Source organism: Vibrio sp. 704 (assembly GCF_033339295.1).
The window spans coordinates 1-21,710 of record NZ_JAWOUH010000029.1 but is presented as its reverse complement, the minus strand read 5'-3'; the positions used below and the strand labels follow the sequence as shown (position 1 = coordinate 21,710).

19 protein-coding genes are annotated in these 21,710 nt (G+C 45.7%); 4 read left to right on the top strand and 15 right to left on the bottom strand.

All coding sequences use genetic code 11. The features are described from left to right. Positions 1-228: 228 nt before the first annotated feature. A complete protein-coding gene (locus tag R7R24_RS22870) occupies positions 229-603 on the top strand; it encodes a hypothetical protein (RefSeq protein WP_042523632.1) in 375 nt (124 codons plus the stop codon). Between the two features lie 57 nt (positions 604-660). Here the strand turns inward: R7R24_RS22870 and trpS are convergent, their stop codons facing one another. The 5 genes from trpS to nsrR all read right to left on the bottom strand — a co-directional run bounded on the left by trpS (position 661) and on the right by nsrR (position 6,450). Next, positions 661-1,677, bottom strand: a complete 1,017-nt coding sequence (trpS, locus tag R7R24_RS22865; protein ID WP_042523630.1) for a tryptophan--tRNA ligase — start codon at positions 1,675-1,677, stop codon at positions 661-663. Positions 1,678-1,793: 116 nt separating this feature from the next. Then, a complete protein-coding gene (locus tag R7R24_RS22860) occupies positions 1,794-2,480 on the bottom strand; it encodes a phosphoglycolate phosphatase (protein WP_005382834.1) in 687 nt (228 codons plus the stop codon). Positions 2,481-2,590: 110 nt separating this feature from the next. Beyond that, the gene (rlmB, locus tag R7R24_RS22855; RefSeq protein ID WP_025768791.1) at positions 2,591-3,334 is read right to left on the bottom strand and encodes a 23S rRNA (guanosine(2251)-2'-O)-methyltransferase RlmB; all 744 of its coding nucleotides are present in this window, start codon (positions 3,332-3,334) and stop codon (positions 2,591-2,593) included. Positions 3,335-3,401: 67 nt separating this feature from the next. After that, positions 3,402-5,909: a ribonuclease R gene (rnr, locus tag R7R24_RS22850; protein ID WP_017821742.1), complete on the bottom strand. Its 2,508-nt coding sequence runs from the start codon at positions 5,907-5,909 to the stop codon at positions 3,402-3,404. 115 nt (positions 5,910-6,024) lie between these two features. Then, positions 6,025-6,450, bottom strand: a complete 426-nt coding sequence (nsrR, locus tag R7R24_RS22845; protein ID WP_005381392.1) for a nitric oxide-sensing transcriptional repressor NsrR — start codon at positions 6,448-6,450, stop codon at positions 6,025-6,027. 157 nt (positions 6,451-6,607) lie between these two features. Between nsrR and hmpA the strand changes: the two genes are divergently transcribed. Beyond that, positions 6,608-7,792: an NO-inducible flavohemoprotein gene (gene hmpA / locus R7R24_RS22840; RefSeq protein WP_005381390.1), complete on the top strand. Its 1,185-nt coding sequence runs from the start codon at positions 6,608-6,610 to the stop codon at positions 7,790-7,792. 80 nt (positions 7,793-7,872) lie between these two features. On the opposite strand, the gene motX is transcribed toward hmpA, so the two are convergent. Together motX and R7R24_RS22830 are read right to left on the bottom strand one after the other, a co-directional pair. Then, on the bottom strand, positions 7,873-8,508 hold the full coding sequence (gene motX / locus R7R24_RS22835; RefSeq protein WP_005381388.1) for a flagellar protein MotX: 636 nt from the start codon (positions 8,506-8,508) through the stop codon (positions 7,873-7,875). 216 nt (positions 8,509-8,724) lie between these two features. Next, complete coding sequence (locus R7R24_RS22830) at positions 8,725-10,041, bottom strand: adenylosuccinate synthase (RefSeq protein WP_005381385.1); 1,317 nt, start codon at positions 10,039-10,041, stop codon at positions 8,725-8,727. A gap of 172 nt (positions 10,042-10,213) precedes the next feature. Between R7R24_RS22830 and R7R24_RS22825 the strand changes: the two genes are divergently transcribed. Continuing rightward, entirely contained in the window at positions 10,214-10,399 is a 186-nt protein-coding gene (locus R7R24_RS22825; protein ID WP_005381383.1) for a DUF2065 domain-containing protein, read from the top strand. Positions 10,400-10,462: 63 nt separating this feature from the next. Here R7R24_RS22825 and hflC read toward each other — a convergent pair whose 3' ends face one another. The 8 genes from hflC to tsaE form a co-directional block, all read right to left on the bottom strand. Next, the gene (hflC, locus tag R7R24_RS22820; RefSeq protein ID WP_005381382.1) at positions 10,463-11,443 is read right to left on the bottom strand and encodes a protease modulator HflC; all 981 of its coding nucleotides are present in this window, start codon (positions 11,441-11,443) and stop codon (positions 10,463-10,465) included. Positions 11,444-11,445: 2 nt separating this feature from the next. Beyond that, positions 11,446-12,651, bottom strand: coding sequence for an FtsH protease activity modulator HflK (gene hflK / locus R7R24_RS22815; protein WP_005381381.1), 1,206 nt, complete (start codon positions 12,649-12,651; stop codon positions 11,446-11,448). 45 nt (positions 12,652-12,696) lie between these two features. Continuing rightward, positions 12,697-13,986, bottom strand: coding sequence for a ribosome rescue GTPase HflX (gene hflX / locus R7R24_RS22810; RefSeq protein WP_005381380.1), 1,290 nt, complete (start codon positions 13,984-13,986; stop codon positions 12,697-12,699). A gap of 38 nt (positions 13,987-14,024) precedes the next feature. Then, positions 14,025-14,288, bottom strand: a complete 264-nt coding sequence (gene hfq, locus R7R24_RS22805; protein ID WP_005381379.1) for an RNA chaperone Hfq — start codon at positions 14,286-14,288, stop codon at positions 14,025-14,027. 194 nt (positions 14,289-14,482) lie between these two features. Continuing rightward, a complete protein-coding gene (miaA, locus tag R7R24_RS22800) occupies positions 14,483-15,415 on the bottom strand; it encodes a tRNA (adenosine(37)-N6)-dimethylallyltransferase MiaA (protein WP_005381378.1) in 933 nt (310 codons plus the stop codon). Further along, complete coding sequence (mutL, locus tag R7R24_RS22795) at positions 15,412-17,424, bottom strand: DNA mismatch repair endonuclease MutL (RefSeq protein WP_005381376.1); 2,013 nt, start codon at positions 17,422-17,424, stop codon at positions 15,412-15,414. The genes miaA and mutL overlap by 4 nt, the downstream gene beginning before the upstream one ends. An 18-nt stretch (positions 17,425-17,442) precedes the next feature. After that, a complete protein-coding gene (locus R7R24_RS22790) occupies positions 17,443-19,152 on the bottom strand; it encodes an N-acetylmuramoyl-L-alanine amidase (protein WP_005381374.1) in 1,710 nt (569 codons plus the stop codon). Continuing rightward, the gene (gene tsaE / locus R7R24_RS22785) at positions 19,146-19,610 is read right to left on the bottom strand and encodes a tRNA (adenosine(37)-N6)-threonylcarbamoyltransferase complex ATPase subunit type 1 TsaE (protein ID WP_005381372.1); all 465 of its coding nucleotides are present in this window, start codon (positions 19,608-19,610) and stop codon (positions 19,146-19,148) included. Before tsaE ends, R7R24_RS22790 begins: the two co-directional genes overlap by 7 nt. 276 nt (positions 19,611-19,886) lie before the next feature. Here tsaE and queG point away from each other — a divergent pair, with 276 nt between their 5' ends. Next, positions 19,887-21,014, top strand: coding sequence for a tRNA epoxyqueuosine(34) reductase QueG (gene queG, locus R7R24_RS22780; RefSeq protein ID WP_005381370.1), 1,128 nt, complete (start codon positions 19,887-19,889; stop codon positions 21,012-21,014). The last annotated feature ends 696 nt before the right edge of the window (positions 21,015-21,710 follow it).

The following is a 21,710-nucleotide window of genomic DNA, read 5'->3' as shown; positions in this document are numbered from 1 at the left end:
ATATAATTAGTCACTAATTTAGAATGCTTTAATTTTCACTTGTATCACTGTTCAAGCCCAAGAATCTATTACTCGCTTCGCTCTCTCTTTTACAGGCCCCTCATACTTCAAAGTTTTCATGATTTATTCAATAACTTTTCATTACTCACTAGCCAAAAACATACACAAAAGATATAACACCTGCGCGAGACAATAAGATCTCATTAGCTGTAAACCCAGGAACGACAAATGAAAAAAATTCAACGCAGTGTGCTAGCTCTCTCCCTACTTAGCTTAATAGCGGGGTGTCAGTTGACCGCCAGTGAGCCACTTCAACCTACCGCGAATCAAGACATCATCGAATCAGCCAAAAATGAACTGGATGGTATTGAAGAGCTAGAAGTCAGTGACGAGGGTGTTATTACCTTTACTCAGCGTCTAAGAACGCCAGGAACCTACTGGATTCCAGCGAGAATTAAAGAACTGAGCTACGATATATCATGCGTACAGCTTAGTTACTTCATTGATAGAGGCATGGTTGTGAAGTCTGCCTTTCTAGGGGCTCGAGGACGTGTTGAATATTACGACATGGAACGCTGTATGAAAGACACGCCATTTCAATAATACAGGCATAAAAAAGCTCCACCAAAGTGGAGCTTTTTCGTATTTGTTCTTAGCCGACTATGGGCGAGCTACAAAACCTACTGCTTCGTATGCTTTCTTAAGCGTTTCAGCCGCACGTGCCGATGCTTTCTCAGCGCCTTGCTTCATCACTTCGTTCATGTAAGCGCGGTCAGCACGGATACGGTGGTATTCAGCTTGAATAGGCTCAAGCATAGTAACTAGAGCTTCACCAACATCTTTCTTAAATGGGCCATACATTTCTACGCCTTGGTATTTCGCTTCAATCTCTTCAAAGCTCATACCTGTTGCCGCAGAGTACAGACCCATTAGGTTAGAGATACCTGCCTTGTTGTCCCAATCGTGAGCGATACGAGGTGGCGTTTCTGTGTCAGTTTGCGCTTTGTTGATCTTCTTAAGGATCGACTTAGGCTCTTCCAGCAGCGTGATAACGTTCTTACGGTTGTCATCAGATTTAGACATCTTCTTCGTTGCGTCTTGAAGGCTCATTACACGCGCATTTACTGTCGGAATGTAAGGCTCTGGAACTTGGAAGATTGGCTGCTCTGGCGAGTAAATATTGTTGAAACGCGTTGCGATATCGCGCGCTAATTCTAGATGTTGCTTCTGGTCACTGCCTACAGGTACTTGGTGTGCACCGTAAAGCAAAATGTCAGCCGCCATCAACACCGGGTAGTCAAATAGACCGACGTTTACGTCATTCGCGTAACGTGCCGATTTGTCTTTAAACTGAGTCATACGGCTCAGCTCACCCATTTGAGTGTAGCAGTTAAGAAGCCAACCTAATTGAGCATGCTCTGGTACATGTGACTGAACAAATAGCGTGCTCTTCTTCGGGTCAACACCAACTGCCAGACAAATTGCCAGTGCGTCTAGAGTTGCTTCATGCAGCGCTTTAGGGTCCTGACGAACCGTAATCGCGTGAAGGTCTACCACACAATATTGGCAATCATAATCGTCTTGCATCTGCTGCCATTGACGTAGAGCACCCAAGTAGTTACCGATACTTAGTTCACCTGAAGGTTGAACACCACTCAATACAATGGGTTTGCTCATTAGAATGATTCCTTTGACTTCTTAATCTAATTAAATGAAAAAAACCGTGCAGTAATAGGTGCACGGTTTACTCAGTGTACTCATTAACGAGTATTTTGGAAGCTCTTTTGTAGCCGTTATGCAGAAACCGCTACAACGTCCAATAATTCTGCCAAACTGTCAGCGACGAAATCTGGATTTGATGCTGAAATAGGTTCACCGTGGTTGTAACCATATGTCAGACCAAATGAGGCACAGCCTGCATTCTTTGCTGCGAGAATGTCGTTTTTCGAGTCGCCAACCATCAGCATTTCACTTGGTTGGATTTGGTGCTTTTCCATTAGCCAGTTCAATGCTACTGGGTTTGGTTTTTTCTCTGGGAATGCATCACCGCCAAGGACATCAACGAAGTATTTTGCGATGTCGTGCTTTTCCAAAACGTCAGGCACAAACTTTGAAGGTTTGTTGGTCACCAGCGCCATAACAAAGCCCGCTTTGTGCAGCTCTGCTAGTGTCTCTTTTACCGTTGGGTAAAGATGACTTAGCTTGTGACCGCTTTGCTCGTAGTAATCATCAAACAATACACGCGCTTTAGCACGAAGCTCTTCACTCAGCTCTGGGTTGATGGTCAGGCTTTGGCTTAATGAGCGACCAATAAGCACGTCTGCGCCGTTACCCACGTAATCACGAACTTGTTCTTCTGAAACCGATGGAAAGCCAAGCGCCTGTACTGCTTGGTCTGCCGCGACAGCTAGATCTGGCACGCTATCAAGCAAAGTGCCATCTAGATCGAAGGCGATGAATTTAATGTCTTGTTGAGTCATAACTTCCCTGAGGATTTTTATTTATAAATCGGTGAAAACGACAAAGGATGGCACCCCATCCTTTGTTTTTATCATTATGTCTGATTCGGCAGTAACTGTTTGTTTCGTCGTTACTTTGCAGCAATACGCTGACGAACTGCCTCAAACAAACAGATGCCGGATGCCACAGATACGTTCAAGCTTGAAACGCTACCAGCCATTGGGATCTTAATCAAATCGTCGCAGGTTTCACGAGTCAGACGACGCATACCGTCACCTTCTGCCCCCATTACGATAGCAAGGGGTCCAGTCAGTTTTGCTTGGTAGATGTCGTGCGTTGCTTCGCCCGCCGTACCAACAAACCAGATACCTTGCTCTTGCAGTGTACGCATAGTACGAGCCAAGTTAGTCACTCGGATCAATGGCACGACTTCAGCTGCACCACAAGCCACTTTACTTACCGTCGCATTCATTGGCGCAGAACGATCTTTCGGTACGATGATCGCCGCAGCACCTGCCGCATCTGCGTTACGTAAACACGCACCAAGATTGTGTGGATCGGTCACGCCGTCTAACACTAATAGCAGTGGTGATTCGTGCTTTGCAAGGATGTCATCTATATCGTTCTCATTCAGCTGCTTCGCTGGTTTCACACGAGCGATGATGCCTTGGTGATTTGCACCGCGCGCTTTGTCATCCAAGGTTTTACGTGTCATCTGCTGAATAGAAACACCACAAACCTGAAGATCATTTAGGATTGGCATTAGGCGATCATCTTGACGACCTTTTAAAACGTACGCCTCGATAAAACGCTCTGGTTCGCGCTCCAATACCGCCTTCACTGCGTGAATGCCGTAGATAAATTCGTTACTCATTGTTTAACCTGTTGTTCTGGTCGTATTGCCTGCGCCAACCAAGTTTGAACTAAGTTGGCGCTTCAACCTACTGCGCTTCTTTTTTAGTGCGCTTGGTTTTCTTCGGCTTACTGTGCGGCTTCTTTTTACGTGCTTTTTTCACTTTAGGCTTCTCGTTGCCTTCGGCGTCACCACGTTTTGGGCCATTACGCTTACTCGTTGCACCCGTTTCTTCTGGGCGTTTAGTTGGCTCTATCGCAGGAACTGCACGAGCCGCGCCACCTTCTTTCGATGAAGAGCGAGTCGCAGCGCGTTTTTTATCTTTCGCTTTGCGTTTTGCTTCCGCTGCGCGTTTCTTCGCAGTCTTACCTTCGCCGCGTAGCTTACGACTTGTTTCGACCAATTCAAAGTCAATTTGCTTATCATCGAGGTTAACAGCCAGTACTTTTACTTTTACTGCATCACCTAAGCGGTAGATGTTACCGAAACTTTCACCAATAAGTCGTTGACCAATCGGGTCAAATTGATAGTAGTCGTTCGCAAGGGTAGAAATATGTACCAAACCATCGATGTGCAAATCCGTTAAACGTACAAAGAAGCCAAAGCTAGTGACATTAGCAATAACACCGTCTAGTTCGTCACCGACGTGGTCTTGCATATATTCACACTTTAGCCAATCCGCAACATCACGTGTTGCATCATCAGCACGGCGCTCTGTCATCGAACATTGTTCGCCGTAAAAATCCATGTCGTCAAACGAGTAATGATAGCCACCTGTTGGTGTCCAGCGATCTTGATTACGACCTTCTTCTTTAGCAATCAGATACTTGATTGCACGGTGAAGTAACAAGTCAGGGTAACGACGAATTGGCGACGTAAAGTGCGCATAGCGTTTCAATGCCAACCCAAAGTGCCCCGCGTTATCTGCGTTGTATACCGCTTGCTTCATTGAGCGTAGCAGCATGGTCTGAATCAACTCTTGATCTTGACGCCCGGAGATTTGACGTGCGAGATCAGCATAGTCCGTTGGTGAAGGCTCTAAACCACCTTTTAGCTCAAGACCAAGTTCACTTAAGAAGTCACGGAAACCTTGCAGGCGTAATTCACCTGGAGATTCGTGGATACGATAAAGCGCGGGCTCTTTCGCTTTTTCTACCAGCGATGCCGAAGCAATGTTGGCTAAAATCATACATTCTTCGATGATCTTATGCGCGTCATTACGAATTACTGGCTCAATGCTTTCGATTTTACGTTCCGCATTGAAAATAAATTTGGTTTCAACGGTTTCAAATTCGATTGCACCGCGTTGATCTCGTGCTTCTTTCAGCACTTTGTACATCTTGTGCAACTCTTCTAGATGAGAAACAAGCGGCTGGTAGCGCTCACGTAGTTCTTCATCCCCTTCTAGAATCGCGCTCACTTTGCTATATGTGAGACGAGCGTGCGAGTTCATCACCGCCTCGTAATGCTTGTAACCAGACAGCTTACCTGTATCGGAAATGGTCATTTCGCACACCATACACAAGCGATCTACTTGCGGGTTGAGCGAACATAGGCCGTTCGATAGTACTTCTGGCAACATCGGCACAACTTGCGACGGGAAATATACTGAGTTACCACGATTTATCGCTTCTTTGTCCAACGCAGAGTCAGGACGAACGTAGTAACTGACGTCAGCAATCGCTACCCATAAACGCCAACCACCTTCTTTGTTCTTTTCACAGTAAACGGCATCATCAAAGTCTCGTGCGTCTTCGCCGTCAATGGTCACTAGTGGCAAATCACGTAGATCCACACGACCAACTTTGGCTTCTTCTGGTACTTCTTCGCCTAAGTTTTCGATTTGTTTATCGACGGCTTCTGGCCATTCGTGAGGGATTTGGTGTGTACGAATCGCAATTTGTGTTTCCATACCTGGTGCCATGTTTTCACCAAGGACTTCAACCACTTTACCCATCATGCCGCGTGAGCGTGAGCCACGATCAGTAATTTCAATTACGACTACGTTACCCATGCGTGCACCCGCTTTGTGCTCATTTGGGATCAGGATATCTTGGCTGATACGCGAGTCATCTGGGACAACATAGGAGTATCCATATTCAAGGAAGAAACGACCAACGATTTGATCATTGCGCTCCTCTAGCACACGCACCAAACGTCCTTCACGGCGGCCGCGCTTGCTGTTGTCTGTCGGTTGCACTAAGACAAAATCACCGTGGATGATGTTCTTCATCTGATGGTGCGGTAACAGAATATCATCATCCTTGCCGACGCTGCCTTCTGGACGTACCCAACCATGGCCATCACGATGACCAATCACGTAACCTTTCACCATTTCAAGTTTTTCAGGCAATGCATAGCACTGACGGCGGGTAAACACCAGTTGGCCATCTCGCTCCATCGCACGTAGCCGACGACGCAACCCTTCGTATTGCTCTTCGCCCTCAAGCTTTAGTGCCTCAAACAAGTCGTTACGATTCATTGGAACGCCCGCTTGCTCTAGAAACTCGATGATAAACTCTCGGCTTGGAATTGGATTTTCGTAATTTTTGGATTCACGATCTGCAAAAGGATCGTTTGGAATATTGTCTGACATAGGCACGCCTATCTAGCAAGGAAGGTATATGGCTAGTATATCTGAGTCTCTCGATAAGCTACAGAATTGCTTTGAAAAAAGAATGATCGAGATCGACTCTAGGCATGCAAATGAGTTAAGGACGAGCCAGCAAGATCAAAAGTTCAGAATTGTCACTGAGCAAGGATTCAATCGTGCAGTCATCCAACTCCGCCAGAAAGGCACTTTTTGCTTTCGCCAATTTATCTTTGAGGCGGCAAGCAGGGGTAATATGGCAAAAATCCACACCACAGTTGACTAAATCTAACGGCTCTAAATCGCGCACAACACCACCGACTGTGATTTCAGACGCTGGCTTCATCAGCCGGATACCACCGTTTTTTCCGCGCACGGTATGGACATAACCCAACTGCCCTAACCGATTGATAACTTTAACCATATGGTTGCGCGACACACCAAATAAATCCGTCACTTCGGTAATGCTGGTTAACTCATCTTCCGGCAACGAAGCCAAGAAAATTAAGGTTCTCAACGCATAATCAGTGAAACTAGTTAACTGCATATTCTCTCCCAAAGTGCGACTCAATAACCCGCTGGTGATGCTAAAACCCCAAACTTGAGCTATCGATAAAAGTGTAAATCTTTTCTTGATCGAAAGATACATTTGAGATACAACTTTAAACATGCATTATAAATACAACTTAAAGTAGGAAGCCCTTATGCTCAGCAATCAAACTATCGAGATCGTCAAAGCGACCGCACCACTCATCGCCGAAACAGGACCAAAACTGACCGCGCACTTTTACGAGCGTATGTTTACTCATAACCCTGAGTTGAAAGATATTTTTAACATGAGTAACCAGCGTAACGGCGATCAGCGTGAAGCATTATTCAACGCTATCTGTGCCTATGCTGCCAATATTGAAAATTTGCCAGCTCTGCTTGGCGCAGTAGAGAAAATTGCGCATAAGCACACGAGCTTTTTGATCACAGAAGATCAGTACCAAATCGTTGGTAAGCATTTACTTGCGACAATCGATGAGCTTTTTAATCCAGGTCAAGAAGTGTTGGATGCTTGGGCTGAGGCTTACGGCGTACTTGCGAATGTATTTATTCAGCGCGAAGAACAAATTTACCAACAAAATGAAGCTTTGGAAGGCGGCTGGCGCGGTCTACGCGAATTTGAATTAGTCGATAAAAAGATTGAGAGCGAACACATTTGCAGCTTTGTGTTCAAGCCAACCGATGGCCAAAAAGTGGCGCCGTATAAACCGGGACAATACCTTGGCATCTACATCAACAGTGACCAGTTAGAAAACCAAGAAATTCGCCAATATAGCCTGTCTTCTGCGGTCCAAGAGAACACCTACCGTATCTCAGTAAAACGTGAAGAAGGCGGAAAAGTGTCGAACTACCTGCACGATAGCCTGAACATTGGCGAAAAAGTGCAGCTTGCGGCCCCTGCCGGTGATTTCTTTATGGATGCCGAACCACAAACACCCGTTGTTCTAATTTCTGCTGGTGTGGGACTTACTCCAACGCTGTCAATGCTAGAAAGTCTCTCAGCACATCAAGCACCTGTAACTTGGGTTCATGCAACAGAAAATGGCCAACAGCATGCTTTCAAGCAACACGTAAACCAACTCGTTGCAGAAAAAGAAAATATGAACGCGCTCGTTTGGTATAACCAACCAACGGCAGAAGACAAGCTAGGCGAAGACTTCCACTTCACGGGCTTTGTCAATCTGTATGAAATTGAAGCTGCATTAAAGCAAGATAACGTGCAGGTATACTTCTGTGGTCCTGTAGGATTTATGCAGCACGTAGCGAAACAGCTATTAGAACTTGGCGTACCAGAAGAGCAATTCCATTACGAATGCTTCGGTCCACACAAAGTGGTTTAAGCGCTACCAACTATCGGGAAAACAACAAAGCCCACGTGACGTGGGCTTTGTTGTATGAAGTTGTTTGCAATATTGAAGCGTTACCAAAAGGTGTCTCGCCGTTTAGCTCGAGCAATAACGTTTTGTGGCATGCGCTGTTCAAGGCCGTTTCTCAATACAGTTATGCGCTTATGCTGCCGCTTATCTGCTGTGACAGAGTTATATAACCAACGATACGCATCTTCGTAATCGAGTGGACTGCCATAATCACGTAAAAGCAACTCGGCCAGATGAATACGCGCGTTTAGGTTTCCCATTGACGCAGCTTCTCGCAAATATGGAATTGCACGTTCTTTATCTTGCTGTACTAAAGTGCCACGCGAATAGTATCGGCCAATCTGCTCTAGTGCAGCTGGTAACCCCTGATGCGCTGCATTTTCGATGTAGTAAAGACCCAGTTCGACATCTTGCTCGACACACACCCCCCAAGCCAACATATCTCCGTACAGAAATTCATAAGCGGGTAAGTTAATTCGAGTCGCACGAGCTACGATATCCTCCACCAGCTGGCAGTTATCAGCGCGCACACGTTGTAAGTGCTTATTTTGCTCAATAAGCTTTATCAGCTCTGCTTCGGTATAGATCGGAACTGGTGCCCCCACATCAGCAACATTGGCTTTCACTGTGGTAGCAACCAAGGTCAACAACAGTGAAGCAGCCACTGTTCGTAACTTCATAAACGTACCCTTAAGGTATCTAAGAAACCAAAGATCGGTGAAGGATCTCCTCTGCTTGATAACCTTATCGGCAAAAAACAGCTAAGCTTTAGACAATTTTTGCCTCTGATTTAGGCTCAGCGGCAAAAGCTTGCCATATGAGAGTCACGCTGTTTTTGTTCAGATACAAAAAAGCCGACCAGAAGGTCGGCTTTTGCAATCTTTAACGGCTATCAATTAAGCTTCGAATGGGTGAACTTTGATGATAGTTTCGTTACGGTCAGGACCTGTAGAGATGATGTCTACTGGAACGCCAGTTAGCTCTTCAATACGCTTGATGTAGTCAAGAGCGGCTTGTGGTAGAGCATCTAGTGACTTAGCACCAAATGTGTTCTCAGACCAACCAGGCATTGTTTCGTAGATTGGCGTTGCTTTTTCGAATGCTTCAGCAGCCATCGGAGAAACTTCTAGCACAGAGCCATCTTCCATCTTGTAACCAGTACAGATTTTTAGCTCTTCTAGACCATCTAGTACGTCTAGTTTAGTTAGACAGAAACCAGATACAGAGTTGATTTGGATTGCACGACGCATAGCAACAGCATCGAACCAACCTGTACGACGTAGACGACCAGTTGTCGCACCGAACTCGTGGCCAACTTCACCTAAGTGCTTACCAATTGGATCTTGCTTATCTAAACCGTCGTATAGTTCAGTCGGGAATGGACCAGCACCAACGCGAGTACAGTACGCTTTTGCGATACCCAAGATGTAACCGATGTGACGAGGACCAAAACCAGAACCTGCAGCAACACCACCAGCAGTCGTGTTAGAAGACGTTACGTACGGGTAAGTACCGTGGTCGATATCAAGTAGTGTACCTTGTGCACCTTCGAACATGATCTTGTCGCCGCGCTTACGTGCTGCGTCTAGTTCGTCAGTTACGTCGATAACCATTGACGTTAGTAGTTCAGCGTAGCCTTTCGCTTGCTCAAGTACTTCTTCGTAGCTTACTGGTTCCGCTTTGTAGAAGTTAACTAGTTGGAAGTTATGGAACTCCATGACTTCTTTTAGCTTCTCTGCGAAAGTCGCCATATCGAATAGGTCGCCAACGCGTAGACCGCGACGAGCAACTTTATCTTCGTATGCTGGACCGATACCACGACCAGTAGTACCGATAGCTTTTTTACCGCGAGCGATTTCGCGAGCTTGGTCCATTGCAACGTGGTAAGGAAGAATTAGCGGACATGCTTCAGAAATGAAAAGACGCTCGCGTACTGGAATACCGCGCTCTTCAAGAGGCTTCATTTCTTTAAGTAGAGCTTCAGGTGATAGTACAACACCGTTACCGATAACACATTTTACGTTATCGCGAAGGATACCTGATGGAATTAAGTGAAGAACGGTTTTTTCACCGTCAATTACGAGAGTGTGACCTGCGTTGTGACCGCCTTGGTAGCGTACCACGTATTTTGCATCTTCAGTTAAAAGGTCTACGATTTTACCTTTACCTTCGTCACCCCATTGGGTGCCTAGAACGACTACGTTATTTCCCATCTTTCCAAGTCTGATTGCTAGTTAAAAATGGATTCTAGCACCGAATCACGCTTCTTGCAGTCATTTTTTGTTCACAGAGTTGCTACCAGAATGTCATCTTGCCGCTTTGTTCATTTTGAAATCAGCATATCACTGATAGTATTTAGCTTTCTCTATTCGACTGGAAAGCGCTATGTCTGAATCCATATGGTTGGCGATTGGGCTCGTCTTGATCGTGGAAGGCATTGGGCCACTGATTGCTCCTAACGGTTGGCGGAATATGGTGGCTCAATTAAGTGAACAACCCAACAATCAGCTACGACGCATCGGTGGCTGCCTAGTAGTTGCTGGAGCCGTAATCGCCATCATGATGAGCTAGCACTTAGCATCAGATACAAAAAAGGCTCCCTAAGGAGCCTTTTATTTCAATGAGAAGCGGAGATTATTTCTCCATGCTGCCCTTCGACTGGTTCATGTATTGGAAGAACTCACTCTTCGGATCAAGCACCAGAATATCGCTCTTAGAGCTGAAGGACTTCTCATACGCACGTAGCGAGCGTAGGAAGCTAAAGAACTCAGGGTCTTTGTTGTACGCTTCAGCATAAATCTTCGCAGCTTCAGCATCCGCCTCACCTCGTGTCACACGCGCAGTTTTATCAGCTTCAGCTAGAATAGTTGCTACTTCTAGTTCTGCTTGAGCACGAATAACTTCCGCTTTTTCACGACCTTGAGAACGGTGCTTACGAGCAACGGACTCACGCTCCGCACGCATACGACGGTAGATAGACTCACTGATTTCATCAGGCAGGTTGATTTTCTTCATTCGGAAATCAACGACACGAACACCCAAGTCTTTCATTGCGCTTTCACGCGTGTCTTTCAATACTTCAGACATGATTAGGTCGCGTTCACCATCAATCTCAAGCGCCTCACGAGCCGCTTCAGTTGCGACAACATCGGCACTTGCGTCTTCTGGTAGCACATCATCGTTACGTGGACCAGATACGATCTGTTTGATTTCACGAGCACCGATTTCAGAACGAAGCACGTCCGTCACTTTACGCTCAAGTAGTGCCTCTGCCGTTAGCGAGTTACCACCGCCTGTCGCGAGGTAGTAGCGACCAAAATCTTCAATACGCCACTTCACGTAGGTATCAATGATAACGTCTTTTTTCTCAGACGTTACGAAACGGTCTGCACGGCCATCCATTGTTTGGATACGTGCATCAAGTTGTTTCACACGGTCAAACAAAGGCATCTTGAAATGCAGACCAGGCTCGTAAATTCGAGTGATGTCGTTGTTGTCTTTCAAGACACGACCAAATCGAACCACGATACCGCGCTCACCTTCAGGAATCACAAACAAAGACATCAACATTAATGCCAGTGCGATTACCAGTACAGGGATCATTAACTTACGCATTCTTAGTATCTCCCTTGACGTGAACCTGTTGAACGAGACTGCGAGTTCGAAGTGTCTTCTTGTGTACGATCAGACTCAAGTTGAATTTGATCATAGGTTGAAGATGACTTCGATTTACGTTTGGTATCTGCTTTACCCTCTTGTCCCGCCAACTTATCAATTGGAAGGTAAAGAAGATTGCCGCTTGATTCCGAGTCAATCAACACTTTCGAAGTACTTGAGTACACCTCTTCCATTGCGTCAATGTACAGACGATCACGCGTTACACCAGGCGCTGCTTGGTATTCTGGTAATAGTTTTTCGAACTGTGCTACCTGACCAAGAGCCTCGTTAGTGACACGCTCATTGTAACCTTGTGCTTCTTTCTTCAAACGCTCTGCTCGACCCGTTGCCTTAGGCAAGATTTCGTTCTTGTATGCTTCAGCTTCACGAATGAAACGCTCTTCATCCTCACGTGCTGCGATTGCATCATCAAACGCATCTTTCACTTGCTCTGGTGGACGAGCAGACTGGAAGTTCACATCAACAAGTACCAGACCCATATCATAGCTATCAATGATTTGGTTCAGTGTTTCTTGCGTAGTTTGACGAATTTGCTGACGACCACTGGTTAGAATGCTATCCATCAATGAGTCACCAATTACTGCACGTAGTGCAGAATCCGTTGCTTGACGCAAGCTGTCGTCTGCATTGGTTACACGGTACAAGTATTTGTATGGGTCAGTCACTCGGTACTGCACATCCATCGCAACTGTTACAACGTTTTCATCTTTGGTCAGCATTAGACCAGATGCACGTAGTGAACGAATCGCTTGTACGTTTACCGCTTCGTACTCATCAATAAAGCGAGGACGCCAGTTAAGACCTGGGTCTACGATACGATCGTATTTACCTAAACGCAGTACAACACCACGCTCTGCTTCACCGATGGTGTAAAAACCAGCGAAGAACCAAACTGCAACAGCAATCAGAGCAATCACGCCAAAGCCAATTGCACTACCACCACCGCCGCCGATTGGAGAACCACCGCCGCCTTTTTTACCAAACTTGCCGCCCAGCTTTTGACTCAGTTTGTTGAACACTTCATCTAAATCTGGCGGACCTTGATCTCGGCCACCAGGACGCTGGCCACCACGATTATTATTACCCCAAGGGTCATTATCGCGGCCATTGTTGCCGTTGTTATTTCCAGGCTCATTCCACGCCATTAGAAAGCTCCATCATTTGATATGACGTTATACTGTAGCAGTCCTTTAAGTGACTATAAAGCCAGTCAAAACTGCCCCTTCTCTTTTTTCAAGTCTAGACCAATCTACTTGCTGCATTCGAATATCGATCAACAAGTTACCATCCTGGTCATATTCCTCACGTTGAATACACTTCATTTGGAAGAAGGTACTACGGAATCGTCCTTGATACTGTGGAGGAATTCGCAACTGATGCTCGACCATTTGTGACGCCAGACGTTCCGTCAGCGCCTCAAACAGGACATCAATGCCCAACCCATCCATTGCTGAAACCCAAACTGCGCGAGGTACGCCTTCCTCGTCTCGTTCTATACGTGGTTTCTGCGAATCTAGATTGTCGATTTTGTTCATGACAACCAGAGTCGGCACTTCATGCGCGTCGATCTCTTCTAGTACTTCATGAACAGCTTGAATATTCTCACGAAAACGCTCATCACTGGCATCAACAACATGTAACAAAATGTCAGCTTCTTGCGTTTCCTGCAAGGTTGCCTTGAAGGCCGCAACCAAGTCGTGTGGCAAATGTCGAATAAAACCAACCGTGTCTGCCAAGATGGCAGGACCAACATCTGCTAACTCTATCTTACGTAAAGTCGGGTCCAAAGTAGCAAATAATTGATCAGCCGCGTACACGCCAGCTTCTGTAATACGGTTGAAGAGTGTCGACTTACCCGCGTTGGTGTAACCCACAAGTGAAACCGTTGGGATTTCAGCTCGATTTCGGGCGCGGCGCCCTTGTTCACGCTGCTTCGCTACTTTGTCTAAGCGTCGCAGGATGGCTTTGATTCTGTCACGCAATAAGCGACGGTCGGTTTCCAGCTGGGTTTCACCCGGGCCACGTAAACCGATACCACCTTTCTGCCTTTCAAGGTGTGTCCAACCACGAATCAAACGAGTAGAGATATGACGAAGTTGAGCCAGCTCTACCTGTAGCTTACCTTCGTGTGTTCGAGCTCGTTGAGCAAAGATATCGAGAATAAGACCAGTGCGGTCGAGAACTCGACATTGGCACAGTGCTTCGAGGTTACGTTCTTGGGCAGGAGAGAGGGCGTGATTAAAAATCACAATTTCGGCACCAGTTGATTGTACCGCTGTAGCAATCTCTTGGGCCTTACCCTCTCCGACATAGTATTTCGGGTGTGGGGATTGACGACTACCAGTTACCACTTGTAGCGCCTCTACCCCAGCAGAAGAAACCAGCATTTCGAACTCAGCCAGATCTTCCCATTCACCTTCTTGCGTGAAGTTGATATGAACAAGTACGGCTCGCTCACCGGATTCATAACGGTCAAACAAGCAATCAACTCCTTATTTTAAAAATACTCGATGAAGAATTAATCTTCAGATTTCTCTTGTGGACGCTCACCTTGTGGACGTTCACCGCTGTGATGGCTCACTGGACGAGCCGGCACAACTGTTGAGATCGCGTGCTTGTACACCATTTGGTTAACAGTATTCTTCAGCAGGATCACAAATTGATCGAATGATTCGATCTGACCTTGTAGTTTAATACCATTCACAAGGTAGATAGATACCGGGATACGCTCACGACGTAGCGCGTTTAGAAATGGGTCTTGTAGAGATTGCCCCTTAGCCATTTTTATTTTCCTTATTTAATTTGTAGTTGTAATTATTTAGCTAGTGGTGCAATGCAAAAGATACGGCTTTTGCATCTGAGCTAAACGAATCAAAAATGCACTCTAAGTAATTAGCAGCATAGTATAAAAACCGCCAACAACAGATCCTTTGAGAGTGCGTTCACGCAAAAACGATCACATTATACACAGCTATGTCAATCAGATGCTATTGCTTCCGACATCGTTTCTAATGCCTGTTCAATGTTCTCGCTATCCAACCAAGTTAAATCATCCCAGCTGCGTAACCAGGTGATTTGACGCTTGGCCAATTGACGAGTCGCGCATACGCCACGAAATACCGCTTCGTCACGTGTACACTCCCCATCTAAATACTCCCACATCTGTCGGTAACCGACGCATCGTATGGAAGGAAGATCGGGGTGAAGATCTTTTCGCGAATGTAACGCTTTCATTTCTTCTTCAAAGCCCGCTTCCATCATCTTCTCGAAACGGAGTTCAATCCGACGGTGAAGCTCTGCCCTATCCTTGGGAGCTATTGCAAACTGCTTGACTCGGTATGGTAGGCTTTCACCTTTCGTTTGAGTCAATTCAGTCAAAGTTTTACCTGAAATGCGAAAAACTTCCAATGCCCGAGATAAACGTTGGGGATCATTGGGATGGATTCTCGCGGCTGACACAGGATCAACCTCTTTGAGTTCATCGTGCAACACTGACCAACCTTTAGTCAATGCCTCTTGTTCAATTTGCTGACGAATTTCAGGATTTGCAGCAGGAAGTGGTGATAAACCTTCAAGTAACGCCTTGTAATACAGCATTGTTCCACCCACAAGAAGTGGAATTTTTCCTTCTGCAACAATATCATCCATCGCTTTCAATGCATCTCGACGAAAGTCGGCGACAGAGTAAGATTCACTTGGATCCAAAATATCTATCAAGCGATGAGGCGCCAAACTTAACTCTTTTTCATCCGGTTTCGCCGTACCGATATCCATCCCTTTGTAGATCAAAGCAGAATCAACACTGATGATCTCAATCGGAAATTTTTGACGAAGACGAATCGCCAGCTCAGTTTTGCCTGATGCAGTTGGCCCCATTAAAAATAGCGCCAAAGGTAGTTTATCTGTCATGGTTTTAATTTGGCTATCGTGGCAGAGAAATCAACAGCGGATACGAATTTTGTATCTTCTAATGGCAATTGACCATGTCTTAGCTGTTCAAGTTCCGCAATAATTTGAATGGCTTCAGAAAAAGTATAGTGACTCTTCACTGTCGTGACCTGTAATGCGAGCCAATCTATCAACTCAGACAGCATCTGAGCCGCTGCTATACCTTCGTTCACACAAGATTGCGCGTAAGATAACAGATCTGGTACTAAATTTTGTAAGTTTTGTTGACGCAGCGGAGCTGGGACGCCCATCACCATTAAGGCGTGCTCGTTTCTCGCTTTCAATTGAATACCAAGCAATGCCAAATCTTGTTGATAATCTTGGGCCAGTCTCACTAATTCGGCCTCTAACTTAATAGATAGAGGAACAAGCAGAGGTTGTGCCTTGAGTGCACCATCGCTTGGAGAAAGCTGGCCTTTTACACGATAAAATTCTGCTCTAGGTAACGAGACTAACGCCGCCCCACTGTCACTGCTCATCAAAACAAATTGTTCATCGACCACCATCAGCGCTTTGCCTAATGCAGTAATCGATGGCATTGATGTGTGCGAAGTTATCGTTTGGGGCGCTATTGGAGTGACTGCCTGAGCCTCAAACTCTAGCGTTTTCAACAGCTCGTGATAAGCGCGTACTTCTTGTTTAGTTGGCGCTGGTTCTACGTGGCGCTCTTTACTGTGACTTGGCTTTGGTGCAGGTTTGGATTCCACCCAATCATTACGTTTGAATGACTCCACTACGCGCGCCTCTCGCACGGAGGTTTCACTAGGACCGCTATTACGAGGCTTCACTTCATAATCACTGCGTCCAGGATAAGCCGGTGTACTCTCTATCGCTTGATAAACCCGCTCTGGTACTGGTGAAGATGCTGGCTCTTGTACTTTTTCAGGCTCTGGCGAATGCTCAATCTCTTCGGATTCAGTCGGTTCCACGCGATGAAATGCCGATTCATTCACCTGTGGTTTATCAATCACAGCGCTTTGTGAAAGTGCATCCGTCAAAGCTTGATAGATGAAATCATGCACCAAACGAGCTTGGTGGAAACGCACTTCATGCTTAGCAGGGTGAACATTCACATCTACTTGGTGCGGATCTAGCTCAATAAAGAGCACATACGCAGCAAACTGATCTGGCTTTAAGCTCATTTCATAGCTTTGACGAATCGCGTGATTGATTAATTTGTCACGCATCATTCGGCCATTCACATAGCAATATTGTAAATCGCTTTGCTGCCTTGCTCCCTCTGGTGTGGTAATCCACCCATGTAACTTTAACCCTTGATGCTCAAGCTCGATTCTGAGCATATGCCGCACAAACGCATTACCGCAGACAGCAGCAATACGCTTTTCGGTTTGAAGCTGATTTTTCGCCGCGCGATATTGACGGATGATCTTGCCGTTATGACGCACATTGATGGTGACATCAAAGCGGCTTAACGCAATGCGTTTCAATAACTCATCAATATGAGCAAATTCGGTTTTCTCCGTACGAAGAAACTTGCGACGCGCTGGAGTATTAAAAAATAAGTCCAACACCTCAACGGTAGTGCCAATCGGGTGAGCTGCTGGCTTAAGCTTCACCTGCATATCACGCCCTTCGGAGTAGGCACTCCAGGCTTCTTCTTGTGCCGCAGGACGCGACGTGAGCGTCAAACGCGAGACTGAGCTAATACTGGCTAACGCTTCACCGCGAAAACCTAGACTCATAATGGCTTCGAGATCATCTAAGGTATGTATCTTAGATGTCGCATGACGACTGAGCGCTAAGCCGAGTTCATCTTTCGCGATACCTTTTCCGTTATCACGAACACGAATCAGCTTTGCGCCTCCTTTCTCGATATCGATATCGATTCGAGTTGCGCCAGAATCAAGACTATTTTCAACCAGCTCTTTAATCACAGAAGCAGGTCTTTCGACCACTTCCCCTGCGGCGATTTGGTTTGCAAGTCTGGCTGGCAAAATTTTAATCGTCATAATGAGTTAGAAGCTCACCTACTTGTTTGGAATGATCAGGACTTGCCCAACCGCTAGCTGATCAGAGCGTAAGTTATTCGCTTTACGAATGCTCGATACGCTAACGCCGTATTTGGACGCTATTTTGCCAAGGAACTCACCCCGAGAAACCTTGTGCTTACGAATCGGTTTATCTTTTACCGCGACCGTTATCTTCAACTTTTGCCCTACCCACAAGGTATCTGACTTCAAGTTATTCTCTCGGCGGATATCTGAAACCTTCACTTTATAGTGATTCGCAATCTTACCTAAGAACTCACCAGACTTAACCTTGTGCGTAATGGTTTCTGTCTCAACAGTAATCGGTTTACTTGGCACTTTAATCGTACCAGCAGAAGGAATGTTGAGCTTCTGACCAATTGCCAAGCCTGTCGACTTCAAGTTGTTTGCCGACATCAGCGCTTTAGAGCTAAGCCCATATTTGTTCGCGATCACCGATAATGACTCGCCACGCTTTACAATATGTACCATTGGCTTCGCTGAAGGCGAGAACACCGTACCCTCTGGTGGGTTATCTTTTAAGTACTTGACGACCGCCTTAGTGATAGCCTGAGCTAACTTATCTTGGTGCGCTCGTTGAAACAGTAAACGCTCTTCTGTTGGGTTAGAAATAAAGCCCGTTTCCACTAGCACAGACGGAATCTGTGGAGAGCGTAAAACCGCAAGGCTGGTGTTGATCGGTTTGGTGTTATGCAGGTGCGCAACACGTCCCATCTCACCTAGGATTTCTGTTGCCAGTTTATAGCCTTCTTTTTGTGAGTGACTAAACTGCAAGTCCAGCAAAGTTTGGTTCACATTACGATCTTTTGTCTTCGTGAAGAACGCATTACCCGAGCCGCCCAATAACTCAGACTGTTTCTCATGGTTCTCGACCCAACGAGCAATTTCGGTATTTGCACGACGAGTATTTAGTACGAAGACCGAACCACCGCGAGGCTTCGGTGAGGTAAACGCATCAGCGTGAATGGAGATCAGTAAGTGTGCATCATTTTCACGAGCAATCGCGACACGACGGTTTAAGTTTACAAAGTAATCTCCCGTACGAGTCATGCGCGTTTTAATACCAGGAGTCGCATCGAGCTGAGCAGCAATTTTTCTTGAGATACTCAATACCGCATCTTTCTCGTACTTACGACGTGAAGGGCCAATAGAGCCTGGGTCTTCCCCACCGTGACCAGGGTCGATAACAATTAACACTTCTTGAGCTCGTTGAACTGAGCTCATGTCTTTGCTGGCCGCAGCTGGCTTACTCGGTTTAGAGGTCGATGCCTTCTTACCGTGCGGTAAATCAATCACCAAGCGGTGACCATACTGCCCACCTGGTGTTGGGCTTAATTTAAATAACTCCGCTTGAACGCTCTTTTTTAGTTCAAACACCAAACGATAAGTGCCCTTCTCTGGAGGCGAGCTTTTTCGTACCAGTTTTAAAACAGGGCTATCCGTAACAGTAACAGGTAGTTTGGCCTGCATCGTCGTGCTTTTTAAATCCACGACAAGGCGATCCGGCCCTGATAAAGAGAAATAGGAATAGTCAGCTTCCGAGCCTAAATCGATGACAACACGCGTTTCATCAGGTGAAGGCCAAACTCGAAAACTCTTAACGACGTTAGCAAATGCTAAATTGGGGATGAGAAGGAGAAAAGTGGCGACAAACGTCGCCACCACTCTAAAATTTGAAAAACTCAACATAGCTCCAATCGACTGAGTAACTGCACACCATAATCATTATTAGCTGTTAGTTCGGCTACACGTTGCTCACCTTGGTAGCGAATGTTTACATCAAGATCCGGTTGTGGCAGTAAGCCATGCCCTTTTTCAGGCCATTCAACCAAGCAAATCGCATCGTCTGTGAAATAGTCTCGAATCCCCATAAACTCAAGCTCTTCAGGATCCGCAAGACGATAAAGGTCGAAGTGATATACTTGCCACTGATCCAACTGGTACGGTTCGACTAGAGTATAAGTTGGACTTTTCACGTTACCTTGATGACCAAGAGCACGGACAAAACCACGACTAAAGGTTGTTTTACCTGCACCCAAATCACCATGCAGATAAATTGTGGTTTGCTGGGAACAAAGCTGAGCCAGAGCGGTGCCTAGTGCAACCGTTTCATGCTCATCTTTTAAATTGAATTGTTTCGTGCTCATTGATGCTTCTCTAACTAATGATCGTTGACTATATAAAAATCAAAAGAACAGGAATAGTAAACCGTGTTGGTTTTGAGAGACAAGCTTTCAAATGTCATATGTGCGAAAAAAGTATCCAATAAACGGTATCTTAATCATCTTAGTATCGACCTAGATTTAGAATATATGCAAATGACTTCAATAAGCAGTATTCACAACATCAAAAACGTACCTAACTGGGTAGCACCAAAGCCAGAGATCCGTTAAGATCCGCCCCCCTTTATTCCGGTGGTTAACATGAACTACGAACAACTCGCACAACAAATCAAAGTTTGGGGAAAAGAACTCGGCTTCCAAAAAGTTGGGATCTGCGACGTTGATCTGAGTGAACATGAAGCAGCACTACAAAAATGGCTTGATGCAGGCTATCATGGCTCAATGGATTGGATGGCTCGTCACGGCATGATGCGTGCTAGACCCCATGAGCTACTCCCGGGAACCGTTCGTGTTATCAGCGTCCGGATGGACTATCTGCCACCAGAGGCTCAATTCGCTTCAAACCTCGCGAATAAAAGTCATGCCTATATTAGCCGCTACGCACTAGGGCGTGATTATCACAAGCTCGTCAGAAAGCAGCTAAATAAGCTCGGCAAACTTATTGAACAAGAGGTTGGTCAATATGGTTACCGACCTTTCGTTGATTCCGCACCAATATTAGAGCGACCTCTCGCCCAAAAAGCGGGCTTAGGTTGGACCGGGAAACATTCCCTGATTTTAGATCAAGACTGTGGATCGTGGTTCTTTTTAGGTGAACTACTTATCGACTTACCACTACCCGTAGATGAGCCAAGCGTTGATCAGTGCGGTAAATGCAAAGCATGCATTACATCATGCCCAACACAAGCCATCGTTGAAGACAAAGTTGTCGATGCCAGGCGTTGTATCTCTTATCTCACCATCGAGTTCGATGGCGTGATTCCTGAAGAGTTTCGAAAGCCAATGGGTAACCGCATTTATGGTTGTGACGACTGTCAATTGGTTTGCCCATGGAACCGCTACGCCGACATAACGGAGCAAGATGATTTCCACCGTCGTGACAGTTTCAAAAACCCTGACCTCGTCGACATGTTTAACTGGGATGAAGCGACTTTTCTAAAAAATATGGAAGGCTCCGCTATCCGTCGTATTGGTCATATACAGTGGCTACGTAACATCGCTGTCGCACTTGGTAATGCAGAATATAGTCAGCGAATCATAGATGCGCTGGAAAGTCGGCAAGGTGAAAATAAATTACTTGATGAGCACATTAAATGGGCTTTGACAGAGCAACTGAATCAACTCCCCACTGAGAGTAATTCATCTATAGAGACGAAAAAGCAACGCTTAATAAGGATAGTCGAGAAGGGACTGCCGAGAGACGCATAGAGCGTAGTCTATATGCAAGAGATTGAAAGTACTTTTGCATGTTCAATTCATGACCTTGTTCTCAATTTTGTAATGTGGAAAAAAATTTGAGATTCAAGAAAAACAAGCTAGCAGAAAAAAGTTAAACACAGCTCGGAGAAATGACTAGGATCAAAAAAATACCAGTTAATGATCGTATTTTAACGTACTCGATCCGACAAAAAACTTATTTTTTCTTTATATAACAAAGATTTAATTGATATTTCTTTGTTGTTTCCACTTCACTTTAGAGAAAAGATCTTTCTTCCCCATCATAAAAAGTCAAGCTAAAAACACTTTATCAACCAACTTATCCACAGAACGACGTATGTGGATAACTCTGTTAATTAAAGTAGATAAAACACGCGAAGCCTCATCATACTTGTACGTCAGCCGATTCATATCGTGTTTTAAACACAAACGAAATCGTCCGACATCATATGATGCGGATAAAAGTTTAGCTTTTGGGGATTCATGCTTCGCAGCATTATGAAAAGAGCGATGTGATTGGTTGCGAGAAGCAGGCGTTGAATCAAGCGGCGCATCCGTAGACGACTTAACAATTGTATACTAAATAAGTACTCAATCTATCGTCTTGTATTTGGTTGCGGGGGCCGGATTTGAACCGACGACCTTCGGGTTATGAGCCCGACGAGCTACCAAGCTGCTCCACCCCGC

Bases quoted from the DNA above. Each gene is read 5' to 3' on its own strand.
- hflC (WP_005381382.1), bottom strand. From the start codon at position 11,443: ATGCGTAAGTTAATGATCCCTGTACTGGTAATCGCACTGGCATTAATG.
- nsrR (WP_005381392.1), bottom strand. From the start codon at position 6,450: ATGCAGTTAACTAGTTTCACTGATTATGCGTTGAGAACCTTAATTTTC.
- rnr (WP_017821742.1), bottom strand. From the start codon at position 5,909: ATGTCAGACAATATTCCAAACGATCCTTTTGCAGATCGTGAATCCAAA.
- motX (WP_005381388.1), bottom strand. From the start codon at position 8,508: ATGAAGTTACGAACAGTGGCTGCTTCACTGTTGTTGACCTTGGTTGCT.
- hfq (WP_005381379.1), bottom strand. From the start codon at position 14,288: ATGGCTAAGGGGCAATCTCTACAAGACCCATTTCTAAACGCGCTACGT.
- rlmB (WP_025768791.1), bottom strand. From the start codon at position 3,334: ATGAGTAACGAATTTATCTACGGCATTCACGCAGTGAAGGCGGTATTG.
- tsaE (WP_005381372.1), bottom strand. From the start codon at position 19,610: ATGAGCACGAAACAATTCAATTTAAAAGATGAGCATGAAACGGTTGCA.
- R7R24_RS22860 (WP_005382834.1), bottom strand. From the start codon at position 2,480: ATGACTCAACAAGACATTAAATTCATCGCCTTCGATCTAGATGGCACT.
- R7R24_RS22790 (WP_005381374.1), bottom strand. From the start codon at position 19,152: ATGTTGAGTTTTTCAAATTTTAGAGTGGTGGCGACGTTTGTCGCCACT.
- miaA (WP_005381378.1), bottom strand. From the start codon at position 15,415: ATGACAGATAAACTACCTTTGGCGCTATTTTTAATGGGGCCAACTGCA.
- R7R24_RS22870 (WP_042523632.1), top strand. From the start codon at position 229: ATGAAAAAAATTCAACGCAGTGTGCTAGCTCTCTCCCTACTTAGCTTA.
- hflK (WP_005381381.1), bottom strand. From the start codon at position 12,651: ATGGCGTGGAATGAGCCTGGAAATAACAACGGCAACAATGGCCGCGAT.
- R7R24_RS22830 (WP_005381385.1), bottom strand. From the start codon at position 10,041: ATGGGAAATAACGTAGTCGTTCTAGGCACCCAATGGGGTGACGAAGGT.
- trpS (WP_042523630.1), bottom strand. From the start codon at position 1,677: ATGAGCAAACCCATTGTATTGAGTGGTGTTCAACCTTCAGGTGAACTA.
- hmpA (WP_005381390.1), top strand. From the start codon at position 6,608: ATGCTCAGCAATCAAACTATCGAGATCGTCAAAGCGACCGCACCACTC.
- R7R24_RS22825 (WP_005381383.1), top strand. From the start codon at position 10,214: ATGTCTGAATCCATATGGTTGGCGATTGGGCTCGTCTTGATCGTGGAA.
- mutL (WP_005381376.1), bottom strand. From the start codon at position 17,424: ATGACGATTAAAATTTTGCCAGCCAGACTTGCAAACCAAATCGCCGCA.
- queG (WP_005381370.1), top strand. From the start codon at position 19,887: ATGAACTACGAACAACTCGCACAACAAATCAAAGTTTGGGGAAAAGAA.